Annotated in this window: 17 protein-coding genes; 6 read left to right on the top strand and 11 right to left on the bottom strand. The window is 57.7% G+C overall.

From position 1 onward, the window contains the following. Nucleotides 1-75: 75 nt before the first annotated feature. A complete protein-coding gene (sad, locus tag ACJ69_RS06775) occupies nucleotides 76-1,464 on the bottom strand; it encodes a succinate-semialdehyde dehydrogenase (RefSeq protein WP_059346733.1) in 1,389 nt (462 codons plus the stop codon). A gap of 98 nt (nucleotides 1,465-1,562) precedes the next feature. On the opposite strand from sad, the gene ptrR reads away from it, so the two are divergent. Next, nucleotides 1,563-2,441 carry a putrescine utilization regulator PtrR gene (ptrR, locus tag ACJ69_RS06770; protein WP_029741251.1) on the top strand — a complete coding sequence of 293 codons (879 nt, stop codon included), beginning with the start codon at nucleotides 1,563-1,565 and terminating at the stop codon, nucleotides 2,439-2,441. On the opposite strand, the gene ACJ69_RS06765 is transcribed toward ptrR, so the two are convergent. From ACJ69_RS06765 to ACJ69_RS06755, 3 genes are all read right to left on the bottom strand, one after another. Then, nucleotides 2,395-2,877: a GNAT family N-acetyltransferase gene (locus ACJ69_RS06765; protein ID WP_059346732.1), complete on the bottom strand. Its 483-nt coding sequence runs from the start codon at nucleotides 2,875-2,877 to the stop codon at nucleotides 2,395-2,397. The two genes, ptrR and ACJ69_RS06765, sit on opposite strands and share 47 nt — an antisense overlap. Before the next feature lie 84 nt (nucleotides 2,878-2,961). Then, nucleotides 2,962-3,753, bottom strand: a complete 792-nt coding sequence (locus ACJ69_RS06760) for a PhzF family phenazine biosynthesis protein (protein ID WP_054829727.1) — start codon at nucleotides 3,751-3,753, stop codon at nucleotides 2,962-2,964. Nucleotides 3,754-3,780: 27 nt separating this feature from the next. After that, complete coding sequence (locus tag ACJ69_RS06755; RefSeq protein ID WP_054829728.1) at nucleotides 3,781-4,569, bottom strand: PhzF family phenazine biosynthesis protein; 789 nt, start codon at nucleotides 4,567-4,569, stop codon at nucleotides 3,781-3,783. 177 nt (nucleotides 4,570-4,746) lie between these two features. Between ACJ69_RS06755 and ACJ69_RS06750 the strand changes: the two genes are divergently transcribed. Then, nucleotides 4,747-5,943 carry a sugar transporter gene (locus ACJ69_RS06750; protein WP_059346731.1) on the top strand — a complete coding sequence of 399 codons (1,197 nt, stop codon included), beginning with the start codon at nucleotides 4,747-4,749 and terminating at the stop codon, nucleotides 5,941-5,943. A gap of 85 nt (nucleotides 5,944-6,028) precedes the next feature. Here ACJ69_RS06750 and ACJ69_RS06745 read toward each other — a convergent pair whose 3' ends face one another. Next, entirely contained in the window at nucleotides 6,029-6,694 is a 666-nt protein-coding gene (locus ACJ69_RS06745; RefSeq protein WP_023311775.1) for a MarC family NAAT transporter, read from the bottom strand. A 255-nt stretch (nucleotides 6,695-6,949) separates the two neighbouring features. On the opposite strand from ACJ69_RS06745, the gene marR reads away from it, so the two are divergent. Genes marR through marB form a run of 3 tightly spaced genes read left to right on the top strand, consistent with a single transcriptional unit; the run spans nucleotide 6,950 to nucleotide 8,036 of the window. Continuing rightward, nucleotides 6,950-7,384 carry a multiple antibiotic resistance transcriptional regulator MarR gene (gene marR / locus ACJ69_RS06740; RefSeq protein ID WP_008502236.1) on the top strand — a complete coding sequence of 145 codons (435 nt, stop codon included), beginning with the start codon at nucleotides 6,950-6,952 and terminating at the stop codon, nucleotides 7,382-7,384. 20 nt (nucleotides 7,385-7,404) lie between these two features. Further along, nucleotides 7,405-7,785: an MDR efflux pump AcrAB transcriptional activator MarA gene (marA, locus tag ACJ69_RS06735; RefSeq protein ID WP_008502237.1), complete on the top strand. Its 381-nt coding sequence runs from the start codon at nucleotides 7,405-7,407 to the stop codon at nucleotides 7,783-7,785. 32 nt (nucleotides 7,786-7,817) lie between these two features. Then, nucleotides 7,818-8,036, top strand: coding sequence for a multiple antibiotic resistance protein MarB (marB, locus tag ACJ69_RS06730; protein ID WP_029741246.1), 219 nt, complete (start codon nucleotides 7,818-7,820; stop codon nucleotides 8,034-8,036). A gap of 32 nt (nucleotides 8,037-8,068) precedes the next feature. Here the strand turns inward: marB and eamA are convergent, their stop codons facing one another. After that, nucleotides 8,069-8,971, bottom strand: coding sequence for an O-acetylserine/cysteine exporter (gene eamA / locus ACJ69_RS06725; RefSeq protein ID WP_059346730.1), 903 nt, complete (start codon nucleotides 8,969-8,971; stop codon nucleotides 8,069-8,071). A gap of 193 nt (nucleotides 8,972-9,164) precedes the next feature. Between eamA and ydeE the strand changes: the two genes are divergently transcribed. Continuing rightward, complete coding sequence (gene ydeE, locus ACJ69_RS06720; protein ID WP_059346729.1) at nucleotides 9,165-10,358, top strand: efflux MFS transporter YdeE; 1,194 nt, start codon at nucleotides 9,165-9,167, stop codon at nucleotides 10,356-10,358. Between the two features lie 46 nt (nucleotides 10,359-10,404). Here ydeE and zinT read toward each other — a convergent pair whose 3' ends face one another. Genes zinT through urtB form a run of 5 tightly spaced genes read right to left on the bottom strand, consistent with a single transcriptional unit; the run spans nucleotide 10,405 to nucleotide 15,251 of the window. Beyond that, entirely contained in the window at nucleotides 10,405-11,046 is a 642-nt protein-coding gene (gene zinT, locus ACJ69_RS06715) for a metal-binding protein ZinT (protein WP_059347816.1), read from the bottom strand. A 52-nt stretch (nucleotides 11,047-11,098) separates the two neighbouring features. Then, the gene (urtE, locus tag ACJ69_RS06710) at nucleotides 11,099-11,797 is read right to left on the bottom strand and encodes an urea ABC transporter ATP-binding subunit UrtE (RefSeq protein WP_054829729.1); all 699 of its coding nucleotides are present in this window, start codon (nucleotides 11,795-11,797) and stop codon (nucleotides 11,099-11,101) included. A 9-nt stretch (nucleotides 11,798-11,806) separates the two neighbouring features. After that, complete coding sequence (gene urtD, locus ACJ69_RS06705) at nucleotides 11,807-12,604, bottom strand: urea ABC transporter ATP-binding protein UrtD (protein ID WP_059346728.1); 798 nt, start codon at nucleotides 12,602-12,604, stop codon at nucleotides 11,807-11,809. Further along, nucleotides 12,604-13,677, bottom strand: a complete 1,074-nt coding sequence (urtC, locus tag ACJ69_RS06700; RefSeq protein ID WP_059346727.1) for an urea ABC transporter permease subunit UrtC — start codon at nucleotides 13,675-13,677, stop codon at nucleotides 12,604-12,606. The genes urtD and urtC overlap by 1 nt, the downstream gene beginning before the upstream one ends. Further along, nucleotides 13,677-15,251 carry an urea ABC transporter permease subunit UrtB gene (gene urtB / locus ACJ69_RS06695; protein ID WP_059346726.1) on the bottom strand — a complete coding sequence of 525 codons (1,575 nt, stop codon included), beginning with the start codon at nucleotides 15,249-15,251 and terminating at the stop codon, nucleotides 13,677-13,679. The genes urtC and urtB overlap by 1 nt, the downstream gene beginning before the upstream one ends. Nucleotides 15,252-15,259 lie beyond the last annotated feature (8 nt).

Genomic DNA, 15,259 nt, shown 5'->3' with positions numbered 1-15,259 from the left:
GAAAATGACAGAACCATTGCAGATAAATGACAACGGCCCTCGTGATGAGGGCCGAAATCACAGGCGGGCGATAAATTACACGCGATCCTTCCAGACCGTTTGCACGTTGCAGAACTCGTGCAGGCCAAAATGGGAAAGCTCGCGACCAAAGCCGCTTTTCTTCACGCCGCCGAAGGCCACGCGCGCGTCGCTGGCGCTAAAGCCGTTGATAAACACCCCGCCGCACTCCAGTTCGCGGGAGAATTTATCCGCAAGCGCTGCGTCAGCGGTAAAGACGGTGGCGGACAGGCCAAAGTCGCTGTCGTTGGCAAGCGTCAGGGCGTGCTCCGCGTCTTTTGCTACCGTAACGGCCGCGACCGGACCAAACAGTTCCTGGCGGAACGCCGTCATCGACGGGGTGACGTTCGACAGCACGGTTGGCGCGTAGTAATTACCCTCTCCGCTGATTTTCTCTCCGCCCAGCAGCAGCGTTGCCCCTTCGGCCAGGGTGGCCTGCACCTGCTGATGCAGTTCATCGCGCAGGTCAAAACGCGCCATCGGGCCCAGATAGTTATCTTCTTCTTCCGGCGCGCCCATCTTTAACGCGGCGACGGCGTCAACGAAGCGGCGGGTAAAGGTCTCTGCGATCCCCTCCTCAACGATAAAACGTTTGGCCGCCGCGCACACCTGCCCGGTGTTCTGGTAGCGACCTGCAACCGCCGCCTTCACGGCAAGATCCAGGTCGGCATCGTTAAGTACGATAAACGGGTCGGAGCCACCCAGCTCAAGAACGCATTTTTTCAGCGCGGCTCCTGCCTGCGCGCCAATGGCCGCACCGGCACGCACGCTGCCGGTGACGGTCACCGCCGCAATACGGCGATCGTTAATCGCCTGGCTTACGCCGTCATTGGTGGCGTTCACCCAGCCGAATACGCCTTCAGGGAAACCGGCATCCGCAAAGATCTGCGCAATAAGATCCGCAGAACCGAGCACGTTTGGCGCATGTTTCAGCAGATAGCTGTTACCTGCCAGCAGAATGGGCACCGCGCCGCGCAGCACCTGCCAGAGCGGGAAGTTCCATGGCATTACCGCGAGAATAGGCCCCAGCGGACGGTATTCAATGACCGCGTTATGGTTTTCCACCAGCGTGGGTTCCGCACGCAGCATCGCCGGGCCATGCTCGGCATACCAGTCACACAGACCGGCGGATTTTGTCACTTCCGCCCGCGCCTGCAGGATGGGTTTTCCCATTTCACGGGAGATGGTCTGCGCCATCTCTTCTGCGCGGTTTCGCAGCGCTGCGCCGAGATCCCGCAGCTTCTGCGCCCGGTGGGACACGCTTTCGCGTCGCCACTGGTGATACCCCGCGTCAGACTGAGAAATCGCGCGTTCAACCTCTTCCGGCGCCGCCCAGGCGAAGGCACCGAGGGTTTCCCCCGTTGCCGGGTTAACGGACAGGGCATGTGTAGCAGATGAATATTTCATGATGTTCTCCACGCATTTCGGTTGATTGATTGTGGCTCACTCTGCTATTTCTTAAAAATGAATAATACTAACCACCTTATTCACGAAACGAGAATGCTATGGACTTAACCCAGCTTGAAATGTTTAACGCCGTCGCGCTGACGGGCAGTATCACCCAGGCGGCGCAGAAGGTGCATCGCGTGCCGTCCAACCTGACGACCCGCATCCGCCAGCTGGAAGCCGATCTTGGCGTTGAGCTGTTTATTCGTGAGAATCAGCGTTTGCGCTTATCCCCCGCCGGGCATAACTTCCTGCGCTACAGCAGGCAGATCCTCGCCCTGGTGGATGAAGCGCGCATGGTCGTCGCGGGTGATGAGCCGCAGGGGTTATTTGCCCTCGGCGCGCTGGAAAGCACCGCCGCGGTGCGCATTCCCGAAACGCTGGCGCAGTTTAACCAGCGCTATCCGCGCATTCAGTTTGCCCTTTCTACCGGGCCTTCCGGGACGATGATTGATGGCGTACAGGAGGGAACGCTAAGCGCCGCCTTTGTCGACGGACCGCTGTCGCACCCGGAGCTGGAGGGCATGCCGGTCTACAGGGAAGAGATGATGCTGGTCACGCCTGCCGGGCATGCGGAGGTGACGCGCGCTACACAGGTCAGCGGCAGCGACGTTTACGCTTTTCGCGCGAACTGCTCGTACCGTCGACATCTGGAAAGCTGGTTTCATGCGGACAGAGCCACGCCCGGCCGCATTCATGAGATGGAGTCCTATCACGGCATGCTCGCCTGCGTCATTGCGGGCGCGGGCATCGCGCTGATGCCGCGCTCAATGCTGGAGAGTATGCCGGGACATCATCAGGTTGAAGCCTGGCCGCTGGCGGAAAACTGGCGCTGGCTCACGACCTGGCTGGTGTGGCGACGCGGGGCAATGACCCGCCAGCTGGAAGCCTTTATAGCGCTGCTAAACGAACGTCTTCAACCAGCGCCTTCTCCATAAACAGGCTGAGCGGGTCCTCAGCGTACGGGGCAAATGCTGGACGCAAATCGTACCCGCACTGCTCATACAGACGAACCGCGGCGCGCTGTTTGATGCCCGTCTCCAGCCTTACCGTGTGGCAATGGCGGCTCAGGGCTTCATCTTCCAGGGCGGCCAGCAGCGTCTCGCCGAGATGCTGCCCGCGATGGGCTGGATCGATATAGACCCGCTTCATCTCCCCCGTTCCATCACCGTTGAGCACAATGGCTCCGCAGCCCACGGCGTGCAGCTGCTGGTCACGAATGACCATCAGGATCAGCGAAGCTTCCGGCAGCGCGGACAGGTCGAGAAGATGATTGCTTTCGGCGGGATAGAGCTCGCTCTGATAGCGGTCAAGCGCCGCGATCAGGTTGAGAATGTCCGGATGACGTGCAGATTCAGAGGTAATGGAATACATGGCAGGCTCCTTGCTGTTTTTATATCAACATAGCTCAGGCCTGCCGGGGTGGTTCATAGTATTAACTTATAGCACGTCACTCAGCTAGCGCAGGAAGATTCGCCCTTTCATATACAGTGTCGCCTGGCCGCCAATCAGCACGCGGTCGCCCTTCAGCTCGCAGCGCAGATCCCCGCCACGGTATGACACCTGGCGGGCATTGAGCGACGTTTTGCCCAGCTTTTCGCTCCAGTAAGGGATCAGCATGCTGTGGGCGGATCCGGTAACCGGATCTTCCGGCACCCCTTCGCCCGGGCAGAAGAAGCGGCTGACGAAGTCATATTCTTCTCCCGGCGCCGTCACGCAGACCATTTTATCCAGCGGAAGCATGGCCCCGATATCCGGCGTTAACGCTTCAACCTGCTGCTGGCTCTCCAGCACCACCATGTAATCGCGTCCGACGCGCACCTCTTTTGCCGCCGTGATGCCCAGCGCGCTAAACAGCGCTTCAGGTGGGTTCTCCACAACCTCCGTCGACCACGCGGGGAAGTTCAGCGTCAGCCAGTCGCCGCTGCGTTTGACGGTCAGCTCGCCCACAAAGCGGGTGGTGAAGGTAATTTCGGTATGCGGATAATCAAGGTATTCGAAAATGACGTGCGATGCGGCAAGCGTAGCGTGACCGCAGAGGTTAATTTCATCCAGCGTGGTGAACCAGCGCAGCTCAAACCCGCCGTCGGTGCGTACGAAAAAGGCGGTCTCAGACTGGTTATGCTGCTGCGCCATTTTGAGCAGCGTTTCGTCCGGCAGCCACTCTTCCAGAGGACATACCGCTGCGGCGTTGCCGCCAAAGGTTTTATCGCTGAAGGCATCCACCAGATAAAAATCAATTTCCTGCATTGTCTCTTCCTCTCTTGTTATGGGTTTTTAGCGCAGAAAAACTGTGCCTTTCAGATAAAGCGTGGCCTGCCCGCTCATCAGCACGCGCGAACCTTTCAGCTCGCAGCGTACGTCGCCGCCGCGCGCTGAAACCTGACGGGCAAACATCGTCGTTTTGCCCAGCTTTTCGCTCCAGTAAGGGATCAGCATGGTGTGCGCAGAGCCGGTGACCGGGTCCTCCGGGACGGAAACGCCCGGTGAGAAAAAGCGGCTGACAAAATCATATTCCCCCTCACCGCGCGCCGTAACGCACACCTTATGCTCGCCTGGCTTCATCGCCGAGAAGCGCGGCGCAAGCGCTTCAACCTGCTGGCGATTCTCCAGAACGATCAGCCAGGCGCGCCCTTTACGGGCTTCAACGTAGCGGCTGATACCCAGCGCCGAGAGCATCTCCGGCGGGGGCGTCTCTTCATGGGTTGGACATGCCGGGAAGTCCAGCGTCATCCACTCCCCCTCCCGGCTGACCATCAGGCGGCCAGAGGCGGTATCAAAGTGGATCCGCGAATCCGGGTAATCCAGCTCGGTAAACAGCACGTGCGCGGCCGCCAGCGTAGCGTGGCCGCAGAGATTGACTTCGGTGAGCGTGGTAAACCAGCGTAGCTCAATGCCCCCTTTACTGCAGACGAAAAAAGCGGTTTCCGACTGATTATGCTGCTGCGCCATTTTCAGCAAGGTCTCATCGGGTAACCATTCCTTGAGCGGGCAAACGGCGGCCGGATTGCCGCCAAATGAGGTATCGCTGAACGCATCTACCAGATAAAAATCAATCTCCTGCATTGTCTTACCGCCTGTTTTTATTGTGTTGTTCTTTTATATTCAATGAAAACAGCGTTCCCGGCTACCGCTTTCATAAGGTAAATATTGAGATCTGCGTCACATAATGGTTGAGTTTTCGCCGTTCAACGTTTTAAGATCGTCTCCTCTTCTTTTCAGCAACGAATCTCCGACATCCCTATGACAACGAACACAGTTTCCCGCAGGGTTGCGTGGCTACGCGTGGTCACGCTGGCCATCGCCGCGTTTATTTTTAACACCACAGAATTTGTTCCGGTTGGGCTGTTGTCTGACATCGCTGAAAGTTTCCAGATGGAAACGGCCCAGGTGGGCATTATGTTGACCATCTACGCCTGGGTAGTGGCGCTGATGTCCTTGCCGTTTATGCTTTTGACCAGCCAGATGGAGCGGCGCAGGCTGCTGATCGGTCTGTTTGTGCTGTTCATCGCCAGCCATGTCCTGTCGTTTATGGCGTGGAATTTTACGGTGCTGGTCATCAGCCGAATCGGCATTGCCTTTGCCCATGCGGTGTTCTGGTCGATCACCGCGTCTCTGGCTATTCGGCTCGCTCCGGCAGGGAAACGCGCCCAGGCGCTGAGCCTGATTGCCACCGGTACCGCACTGGCGATGGTACTGGGACTGCCGATTGGCCGCATCGTAGGGCAATACTTCGGCTGGCGTACGACGTTCTTCGCCATTGGTATGGGCGCGCTGGTTACGCTGGTATGCCTGATTAAGCTGCTGCCCGCGCTGCCGAGCGAGCATTCCGGCTCGCTGAAAAGCCTGCCGCTGCTGATGCGTCGCCCGGCGCTGCTGGGTATCTACCTGCTTACCGTTATTGTGGTGACTGCCCATTACACGGCGTACAGCTACATTGAACCCTTTGTGCAGGTGGTGGCGGGCTTTAGCGCCAACTTTGCCACCGTCCTACTGCTGATCCTCGGCGGAGCGGGCATTATTGGCAGCGTGCTGTTCGGTAAGCTGGGTAATCGGCATGCGTCGACGCTGGTGAGCTGCGCTATCGGTCTGCTGCTGGCCTGCCTGCTGCTGCTGATGCCTGCCGCAGGCAGTGAAAGCCAACTGGCGATCCTCAGCCTGTTCTGGGGCGTGGCGATCATGATTATTGGTCTGGGCATGCAGGTGAAAGTCCTGGCCCTGGCACCAGATGCAACTGACGTCGCCATGTCGCTGTTCTCAGGGATTTTCAATCTGGGGATTGGCGCGGGCGCGCTGGTGGGAAATCAGGTAATACTGCACGTATCAATGTCGGCGATTGGCTATCTCGGCGCCATTCCGGCCCTGGTGGCGCTGCTCTGGTCGGTGCTCATCTTCCGTAAATGGCCGGTGGCGCTGGAGGAACAGGGTCAGCACGGGTGAGCCTTCTTGCCGGGTGGCGGCTTCGCCTTACCCGGCCTACAAAACCCGCAGGCCCGTGCAAGCGAAGCGCCGCCCGGCAATCGCATCAATGATAGGTCTTAATAATTTCCAGCACGCCGTTAATAATAAACTGCACGCCCATACAGACCAGTAAGAAGCCCATCAGACGGGAAATCGCCTCGATACCGCCCTTGCCTACCCAGCGCATAATGGCGCCAGAACTGCGCAGCGACGCCCACACGATAACCCCGATAATCGCAAAAATCAGCGGTGGCGCAACCGTCAGCACCCAGTCCGGGAAGGTTGCGCTGTCGCGCACCGTTGAGGCGGAGCTGATGATCATCGCGATCGTACCCGGCCCCGCCGTGCTCGGCATGGCAATCGGCACAAAGGCGATATTCGCACTCGGCTCGGTTTCCAGCTCTTCCGATTTGCTGGCCGCTTCCGGCGACTCATGCGCTTTTTGCGCCGGGAACAGCATGCGGAAACCGATAAAGGCCACAATCAGCCCCCCGGCGATACGCAGGCCGGGGATGGAAATCCCGAAGGTGTTCATCACCACCTGTCCGGCATAGTAAGCCACCATCATGATGGCAAACACATACACCGAGGCCATCATCGACTGATGGTTGCGTTCGGCGCTGTTCATATTCCCTGCCAGCCCGAGGAACAGCGCCACCGTCGTTAACGGGTTAGCCAACGGCAGCAAGACCACCAGCCCAAGGCTGATTGCTTTTATTAAATCCAACATAGTGCGTTGTCGTCCTTATCCATATTTAACACAGCAATTATAGGGTGAAAGTGTGACATTGAGCCATGGGCGCAACGCAACGATTATTTCCGTCCTGGAAAGATAACTCACAGTTATCTATATGATTTGAAAGACCACAAAAAAAGTTCATGAAACGTTTTAGCAATTCGTGGCATCGGCTGACTCATTCAGTTGACTTATACTTGCCTGAGCAATAATATCTGCCGTGACTAACTACTTGCCAGGGCAACCATTTTGAAAAGCACCAGTGATATCTTTAACGACGTTGTTCCGCTGGGTCGTCTTATTCATATGGTAAATCAGAAAAAAGATCGCCTGCTCAATGACTATCTGTCACCGCTGGATATCACCGCAACACAGTTCAAAGTGCTGTGTTCCATTCGCTGCGAAGTGTGTATCACACCGGTTGAGCTTAAAAAGGTGCTCTCTGTCGATCTGGGCGCGTTAACCCGCATGCTGGATCGTCTCGTCTGCAAAGGATGGATAGAACGAAGCCCTAACCCGAATGACAAACGCGGCGTACTGGTGAAGCTGACCAGCGATGGCGCGGCCATGTGCGAGCAATGTCATCAATTAGTAGGACAAACACTGCATCAGGAACTAACAAAAAACTTAACGGCAGATGAAGTGGCAACCCTTGAGCTTCTGCTCAAAAAAATACTGCCGTAAACAGAAAAAGAGGTATGACGATGTCCAGACGCAATACTGACGCTATCACCATTCATAGCATTTTGGACTGGATCGAAGATAACCTGGAATCGCCGCTCTCCCTTGAAAAAGTGTCAGAGCGTTCAGGTTACTCCAAATGGCACCTGCAACGGATGTTCAAAAAAGAGACCGGTCATTCATTAGGTCAATACATTCGCAGCCGCAAGCTGACGGAAATTGCCCAGAAACTGAAAGAAAGCAATGAGCCGATCCTTTATCTGGCGGAGCGTTACGGATTTGAATCGCAACAGACCCTGACGCGTACGTTCAAGAACTATTTTGACGTGCCGCCTCATAAGTACCGAATCACCAGCGTGCCGGGCGAATCCCGATACCTGTATCCGTTAAAACACTGTAGTTAATCATCGCCTGTAAAGACGTAACCGAGGAAATCATGAAAGTTACCGCCTCCGCCGCCCTCGCCTTGCTGGTGCTGTTCTCCAGCCAGACCTTCGCGGAGCAAACCCCTCGTGCAACGCAGCAAAATAATCCTGATACGATGATTTTGCCGTCAGCACATGACCAGTCGCCTTATGATTTCAACCATATGGGTGCTGGTAGCGACAAATCCGACGAATTGGGCGTGCCTTATTATAATCAGCACGGCCTCTGATTCGTTTTTGCCCCGCAGACGCGGGCTTTTTTTTATGCCTTTCTTACCCGCGTCGCCCGACGCACGCGCAGGCCAAAGACATTAATGTACAGTCCGGCCATGATCAGTACGGCGCCAAAAAGCTGCAGCGCGCTCAGCGTTTCATCCAGCAAGAGTGCCGCACTGGCAAGCCCCACCACCGGCACCAGCAGGGATAACGGTGCCACGCGCCAGGTTTCATAGCGCCCCAGCAGCGATCCCCAGATCCCGTAGCCCACAATGGTGGCGACAAAGGCCAGATAGACAAGAGAAAGGATTGTGGTCAGATCGATTTCGACCAGACTGTTCAGCATTACATCCGGACCATCCAGAATAAACGACGCCGCCAGAAACGGGATTATCGGGATCAGCGCGCTCCAGACAACCAGAGACATCACCGCCGGGCGCGCCTCGTGCTGCATAATCAGCTTGTTGAAAATATTCCCGCAGGCCCAGCTCAGCCCCGCCGCCAGCGTCAGCATAAAGCCGAGCAGCGCCACATCCTGGCCGTTCAGGCTGGCTTCAATGAGCACCAGCACGCCGAACACCGCCAGCGTAATGCCCGCCAGCTGTTTGCCCTGCAGGCGCTCGCCAAACACGAAGGCGCCGAGAATAATGGTAAAGAACGCCTGCGCCTGCAACACCAGCGAGGCCAGACCGGCCGGCATACTGAACTTGATGGCGCAGAAGAGAAACGCGAACTGGCCGAAGCTGATGGTCAGGCCATAGCCCAGCAGCAGCTTTAACGGAATCTTCGGACGGGCGACGAAAAAGAGCGCCGGGCACGCGACCAGCAAAAAACGCAAACCGGCCAGCATCAGCGGCGGCATATTGTGTAACCCCAGCTTGATGACTACAAAATTGAGCCCCCATACTACGACCACCAGCAACGCCAGCAGCCCGTCTTTACGCGTCATACCCTGCCCCTGAATTATTAATTATTTGTTAACACTTCAAGGTAACAGAAAAAAGCGGGCGGCGAGAAGATCATTAATTCTGGCAGTCAGGCGAAGCACTTAGGGATAAATTAGGCGCTATACAAGCCCCTTATGTCGTGATAATCCTTTTAGGACACAACATAAAAAGCATAAGCATTTGTCGGGCAGGAATATGAAACCATCTCTCAGGCGCTCAACCGCAGCGCTGCTGGCATCGTCATTGTTATTAACCATTGGTCGGGGGGCAACGCTGCCGTTTATGACCATTTATCTCACGCGCGTCTACAGCATGAGCGTCGAGAATATTGGTTATGCCCTGACGATTGCGCTGACTATCGGCGTGGTGTTCAGCCTGGGATTTGGCATTCTGGCCGATAAGTTCGATAAAAAGCGCTACATGCTGATTGCGATCGTGGCCTTTATCGCGGGGTTTGTCGCGATCCCGCTGGTCGATAACGTCACGCTGGTGGTGCTGTTCTTTGCGCTGATCAACTGCGCCTATTCCGTCTTTTCAACGGTGCTGAAGGCCTGGTTCTCCGACGTGCTCACCGCAAGCCAGAAAGCGCGCGTCTTCTCGCTTAACTACAGCTTTCTGAACATTGGCTGGACGATCGGGCCGCCGATTGGCACCCTGCTGGTGATGTACAGCCTGCAGCTGCCGTTCTGGCTGGCGGCCTTCTGCGCCGCGCTGCCGCTCGGATTCATCCATTTCTTCGTGCAGAAAAGCGTTGCGCTGGATACCGCCGAGGAGAAGATGCCCTGGCAGCCGTCGGTGCTGCTGAAAGACCGCGCGCTGTTCTGGTATACGCTCTCTGGCCTGCTCGCGTCATACGTCGGCGGATCGTTCGCGACCTGCATTTCGCAATACGTTCTGGCCGCGCATGCGGACAGTGATTTCGCCGAAAAGGTGGTCGCCGTGGTATTACCCGTCAACGCCGCCGTCGTGGTAACGCTGCAATATGCGCTGGGTCGTAAGATCTCTGCCAGCAATATTCGCCCGCTGATGACCCTCGCCACCCTGTTTTTTATCGTGGGGCTGGGTGGCTTTATGATTTCTGGAGAAAACCTGGTCTACTGGGGCATCGCTGCCGCCATTTTTACCCTGGGTGAGATTATCTATGCGCCGGGCGAATACATGCTGATCGACAACATTGCCCCACCGGGGATGAAGGCGAGCTATTTCTCGGCTCAGGCGCTGGGCTGGCTCGGCGCGGCGGCAAACCCGATGATCACCGGCATCATTCTGACCAACCTGCCGCACTGGTCGCTATTTGTCATCATGATGGTCGCCATCGTCATTGCGTGGCTGATGATTTTGCGCGGGATGAGCGTGAAGGCGTGGTGCGAAACGCCCAACGTGGCGTAGCGCTTCCAGGCCGGGTAAGGCGTAGCCGCCACCCGGCAATAAAGCATCAGTGGTGCAACATTTCCTCCACCACCTGCTCTTTGTACATCTCATTGGGATAATAGGTCGGCCAGTTATCCATCTCTTTCAGCAGCGCCTCGTGGGAGGTGTTGCCCATGAAAATGTGAAAATGCGAAGAGGCTTTCGGTGCGATGGTGTGGTCGCTGAACTGAACAAACTTCGGTGCCTTGCTGCCGGCATCCTTACACTCAAACAGATAGCGAACGCCTTTTTTGCCCGATGCGTAGGTCAGTATTTTGTAGCCGCTGTAATCATACTGACAGCGTCTGACCGCTTTGCCCTTATGAAATTCCATCACGTTATTTTCGATGCCGATAGCATCCACGTCCGTCGCATAACCCTTGCGGTAGTACGCTTTCACCTCGTCAAAGGTTTTGCTTTTGTCTTTCTGCGCTTTCTTTTTAAACACCGGATCCAGCGAGCCGTCCAGCAGGAACGGATAGACCGACTGCCAGGTCCCGTCCCAGTCAGAAAGCGATCTGTCCTTCACGTCCTTATCCTCAAACACGCCGCTCGCCGCTTTCTGTTCCGCTTCGGTCATCTGATGGCCGTGCGAGTGAGCAAACAGCTGGCCGCTGACCAGCAGCGCCCCCAGAGTCATGGCAAATTTCCCAATATGTGCAGCCAACATAACACCCTCATTCCGTTTTGTAAGAATGAGGATGTTATAATATAACATTTTATATCGCAACCAATCCGCGAACGCCCTCCTGCTCCATGTTTTCACCCCGCCCACGCTGGATTATGGTGCCGCGCGACATTAGCAGGTAGCTGTCGGCCAGCTCGGCGGCAAAGTCGTAAAATTGCTCAACCAGTAGGATCGCCATATCCCCCCGGTCCGCCAGGGTGCGGATCACCTGGCCAATCTCTTTGATCACCGACGGCTGTATGCCTTCGGTCGGCTCGTCCAGAATCAGCAGCTGCGGACGGCTCGCCAGCGCGCGACCAATCGCCAGCTGCTGCTGCTGTCCACCGGAGAGATCGCCCCCGCGGCGGTGTTTCATCTCTCTAAGTACCGGAAACAGCTGCCAGATCTCATCCGGAACCTGCTTCGCCTCGCGGGCGGAAAATCGCGACAGCCCCAGCAGGAGGTTCTCTTCCACGGTCAGGCGCGGGAAAATCTCGCGGCCCTGCGGGACGTACGCCACGCCAGACTGCACCCGCTGGTGCGGCCTGCTGTGGGTGATCTTTTTACCCTGCCAGATGACCTCCCCGGTTTTCGCCGGGATCAACCCCATCAGACACTTCAGCAGCGTGGTTTTCCCGACGCCGTTGCGGCCCAGCAGGCAGGTGACTTCTCCGGTGACGGCCTCAAAACTCACGCCGCGCAGGATATGGCTGCCGCCGTAATACTGATTCAGTTCGTTAACCTGTAACATCATCGCTCCTTAGCGTCCCAGATAGACCTCAATCACCTGCTCGTTGGCCTGCACCTCGCGAAGCGAACCTTCCGCCAGTACCCGCCCCTGGTGCAGCACCGTGACGTGGTCGGCGATAGTCTCAACAAAGCCCATATCGTGCTCCACCACCATCAGGGAATGCTTACCCGCCAGCGTTTTGAACAGCTCGGCGGTGTATTCCGTTTCCGCGTCGGTCATCCCGGCAGCCGGTTCATCCAGCAGCAGCAGGTGCGGGTCCTGCACCAGAAGCATCCCGATTTCCAGAAACTGTTTTTGCCCGTGCGAAAGCAGCCCGGCGCGGCGGTCGCGCTCGCTGCTAAGGCGCAGCAAAACCAGCATCTCATCAATGCGGTCGCACTGCTCACCGTTGAGTTTTGCCCGCAGGCTCGCCCAGACGGATTTATCGGTTTTCATGGCGATCTCCAGGTTCTCCCACACCGTCAGGGCTTCAAAAACGGTGGGTTTCTGGAATTTACGCCCGATCCCCTGGCGGGCAATGCTCGCAGGCTCCAGCGCGGTCAGGTCGATGGACTGATCGTAAATCGCCCTGCCGCTCTTTGGCCGCGTTTTGCCGGTGATGACGTCCATCAGCGTGGTTTTACCGGCGCCGTTAGGGCCAATCACGCAGCGCAACTCGCCCACGCCGATATTCAGCGAGAGATCGGTCAGGGCCTGAAACCCATCAAAATTGACGTTAATGGCCTCAAGCTGAAGCACCGGGTCGGTCTGTTCACGGTAACGATCGCCCGGCAACTGGCGGGTAAATAACCCTTCGGCTGGCTGCATTATTTATCTCCCTTTCGAAACAGACCGTAGACGCCGCGCGGTAAAAACAGCGTGACGGCGATGAAAATCAGCCCCAGAAACAGCTGCCAGTATTCCGGCATCGCGACGGTGAAGAAGCTCTTTGCACCGTTCACCAGCGCCGCGCCAATCACCGGACCGACCAGCGTGCCGCGCCCGCCGAGCGCCACCCAGATGGCCGCTTCAATCGAGTTGGTCGGCGACATTTCACCGGGGTTGATAATGCCCACCTGCGGGACGTACAGCGCCCCCGCCAGGCCGCACAGCACGGCAGAAAGCGTCCATACCAGCAGCTTGAACCCGCGCGGATCGTAGCCGCAAAACGTCAGGCGGTTTTCGGCGTCACGAACGGCGGTCAGGATGCGGCCAAACTTGCTCTTCGCCAGGGCAAATCCGGTGCCTAACGCCAGAATCAGCAACAGCACGGTCGCCAGAAACAGCGCGATACGGGTGGTCGTTTCCGTCACCGAAAACCCGAGCAGCGTGGTGAAGCCGGTAAAGCCGTTATTGCCGCCAAAACCGGTTTCATTGCGAAAGAACAGCAGCATCCCGGCATAGGTCAGCGCCTGGGTCATAATCGAGAAATAGACCCCTTTGATCTTTGAGCGAAAGGCGAACCAGCCGAACACCAGAGCCAGCAGGCCCGGCACCATCACAATCAGCACCAGCGCCCAGGCAAAATGCTGGGTTCCCCACCAGAACCACGGCAGCTCGCTCCAGGAGAGAAACGACATAAACGCGGGAAGACCGTCACCCGCGGCCTGACGCATCAGGTACATGCCCATCGCGTAGCCGCCCAGGGCGAAGAAGATGCCGTGCCCAAGAGAGAGCATTCCGGCGTAGCCCCACACCAGATCCAGAGCCACCGCAACGATGGCATAGCAGAGGATCTTGCCAATCAGCGTCAGCATCCAGGTCGACAGCGCCAGCGGATGCGTCGCAGGCAGTAAGGCGAAAAACGGTAATATCAGCAGACACACCACCAGCAGGCTGCCTGCAAGTTGCGTTGCGCGCGGCGCTTTGCGCGCCAGCGTTAAGGTCAGCGGCTGGCTCATCAGTCAATCACCCTCCCTTTCAGCGCAAACAGCCCCTGAGGGCGTTTCTGAATAAACAGCACGATCGCCACCAGAATCACGATCTTGCCCAGCACCGCCCCCATCTGCGGCTCAAGAATTTTATTGAAAATACCCAGGCCAAACGCCGCGGCCACGCTGCCTGCCAGCTGGCCTACGCCGCCGAGAACGACCACGAGGAAGGAATCAATAATGTAGCCCTGGCCCAGTTCCGGCCCGACGTTACCGAGCTGCGATAGCGCCACGCCGCCTAACCCGGCAATCCCTGAGCCAAGCCCAAACGCCAGCATATCGACGCGGCCTGTCGGTACCCCGCAGCAGGCGGCCATACTGCGGTTCTGCGTCACCGCCCGCACGTTGAGCCCCAGACGGGTTTTATTCAGAATGAGCCAGGTAAAGAACAGCACCAGCAGCACGAAGCCCAGCACCACGATGCGGTTCCACGGCAGAGTCAGGTTGGCAAAGACCTGCACCCCGCCGGAGAGCCATGCCGGGTTGGCGACCTCCAGGTTCTGGGCGCCAAAGGTCATGCGCACCAGCTGGATAATCATCAGGCTGATCCCCCACGTCGCCAGCAGCGTTTCCAGCGGACGACCGTACAGATGGCGGATCACGGTGCGCTCCAGCACCATCCCGATACCCGCCGTCAGGCAGAACGCGACCGGAAGCGCGATAACGGGATAGAGCGCCAGCCACTGTGGCGCAAGCCCGGCCATCGCCTGCTGCACCATCCAGGTGGCATACGCCCCTAGCATCAGCATCTCGCCGTGCGCCATATTGATGACCCCCAGCAGGCCGTAGGTGATGGCAAGCCCCAGCGCCGCCAGCAGCAGCACCGACCCCAGGGACAGCCCCATAAACGCCTGGCCCAGCAGATCGCCCCACATCAGCCGATGCTGGATCTGGCTAAGACTCTCCTGCGCGGCGGCGCGAACCCCGGCATCCGGCTCTGTCTGCGCCTGGGTAAACGGGGTAAGTCTGGACTCCACGTCCGGATCGTCAGACTGCCCTAATAATTCGACGGCCTTGCGGCGCACCTCTGCCTGCGGGCTGGAGAGCTGGAGATTCGCCACCGCCAGTAATAGCGCCTGACGTGCCACCGCGTCCGTTTCATCGTTTACCCGCTTTTCCAGAAAAGCGAGCATTCCGGGCTGGGCATCCCGCTGAAGCTGACGTGCCGCTGCCCGTCTTTCTGTGACGCTGTCACTCACCAGCTGATGCGTAGCGATTGCCGTGGCGGCCAGCACGCGCAGCCGGTTGGTCAGACGAACGGCTTTAGCTGCCCCTTCGGTCGACTTAGCGTCACCGAGCGAGACCATTTGACCGCCGCGCTGCGCAAAGGCGTGCTTTTGGCTGTCGGTATAGAGATTTTCTTTTTGCAGTGCCTGCAGCAGCGGCAGCCTCGAGGCGTCCGGCGCGGCGGCCCACTGCGAAAGCAACTCCGCCTGCTGGCTGCGGCTGGCGGCAACAAAACGATCGGCATCCGATGCCTGCGCCATCCCTGGCAGCAGTCCGGAAAGCCATACAAGAGCGATGAACATGCGCATGGCGTTCATGACGTTTC

Source organism: Enterobacter asburiae, assembly GCF_001521715.1.
GTDB classification, from domain to species: Bacteria; Pseudomonadota; Gammaproteobacteria; order Enterobacterales; family Enterobacteriaceae; genus Enterobacter; species Enterobacter asburiae.
The sequence above is the reverse complement of the archived record's forward strand: the minus strand, read 5'-3'. Positions and strand labels throughout refer to the sequence as shown.

Bases quoted from the DNA above. Each gene is read 5' to 3' on its own strand.
- sad (WP_059346733.1), bottom strand. From the start codon at position 1,464: ATGAAATATTCATCTGCTACACATGCCCTGTCCGTTAACCCGGCAACG.
- ptrR (WP_029741251.1), top strand. From the start codon at position 1,563: ATGGACTTAACCCAGCTTGAAATGTTTAACGCCGTCGCGCTGACGGGC.
- ACJ69_RS06765 (WP_059346732.1), bottom strand. From the start codon at position 2,877: ATGTATTCCATTACCTCTGAATCTGCACGTCATCCGGACATTCTCAAC.
- ACJ69_RS06760 (WP_054829727.1), bottom strand. From the start codon at position 3,753: ATGCAGGAAATTGATTTTTATCTGGTGGATGCCTTCAGCGATAAAACC.
- ACJ69_RS06755 (WP_054829728.1), bottom strand. From the start codon at position 4,569: ATGCAGGAGATTGATTTTTATCTGGTAGATGCGTTCAGCGATACCTCA.
- ACJ69_RS06750 (WP_059346731.1), top strand. From the start codon at position 4,747: ATGACAACGAACACAGTTTCCCGCAGGGTTGCGTGGCTACGCGTGGTC.
- ACJ69_RS06745 (WP_023311775.1), bottom strand. From the start codon at position 6,694: ATGTTGGATTTAATAAAAGCAATCAGCCTTGGGCTGGTGGTCTTGCTG.
- marA (WP_008502237.1), top strand. From the start codon at position 7,405: ATGTCCAGACGCAATACTGACGCTATCACCATTCATAGCATTTTGGAC.
- marB (WP_029741246.1), top strand. From the start codon at position 7,818: ATGAAAGTTACCGCCTCCGCCGCCCTCGCCTTGCTGGTGCTGTTCTCC.
- eamA (WP_059346730.1), bottom strand. From the start codon at position 8,971: ATGACGCGTAAAGACGGGCTGCTGGCGTTGCTGGTGGTCGTAGTATGG.
- ydeE (WP_059346729.1), top strand. From the start codon at position 9,165: ATGAAACCATCTCTCAGGCGCTCAACCGCAGCGCTGCTGGCATCGTCA.
- urtE (WP_054829729.1), bottom strand. From the start codon at position 11,797: ATGTTACAGGTTAACGAACTGAATCAGTATTACGGCGGCAGCCATATC.
- urtD (WP_059346728.1), bottom strand. From the start codon at position 12,604: ATGCAGCCAGCCGAAGGGTTATTTACCCGCCAGTTGCCGGGCGATCGT.
- urtC (WP_059346727.1), bottom strand. From the start codon at position 13,677: ATGAGCCAGCCGCTGACCTTAACGCTGGCGCGCAAAGCGCCGCGCGCA.
- urtB (WP_059346726.1), bottom strand. From the start codon at position 15,251: ATGAACGCCATGCGCATGTTCATCGCTCTTGTATGGCTTTCCGGACTG.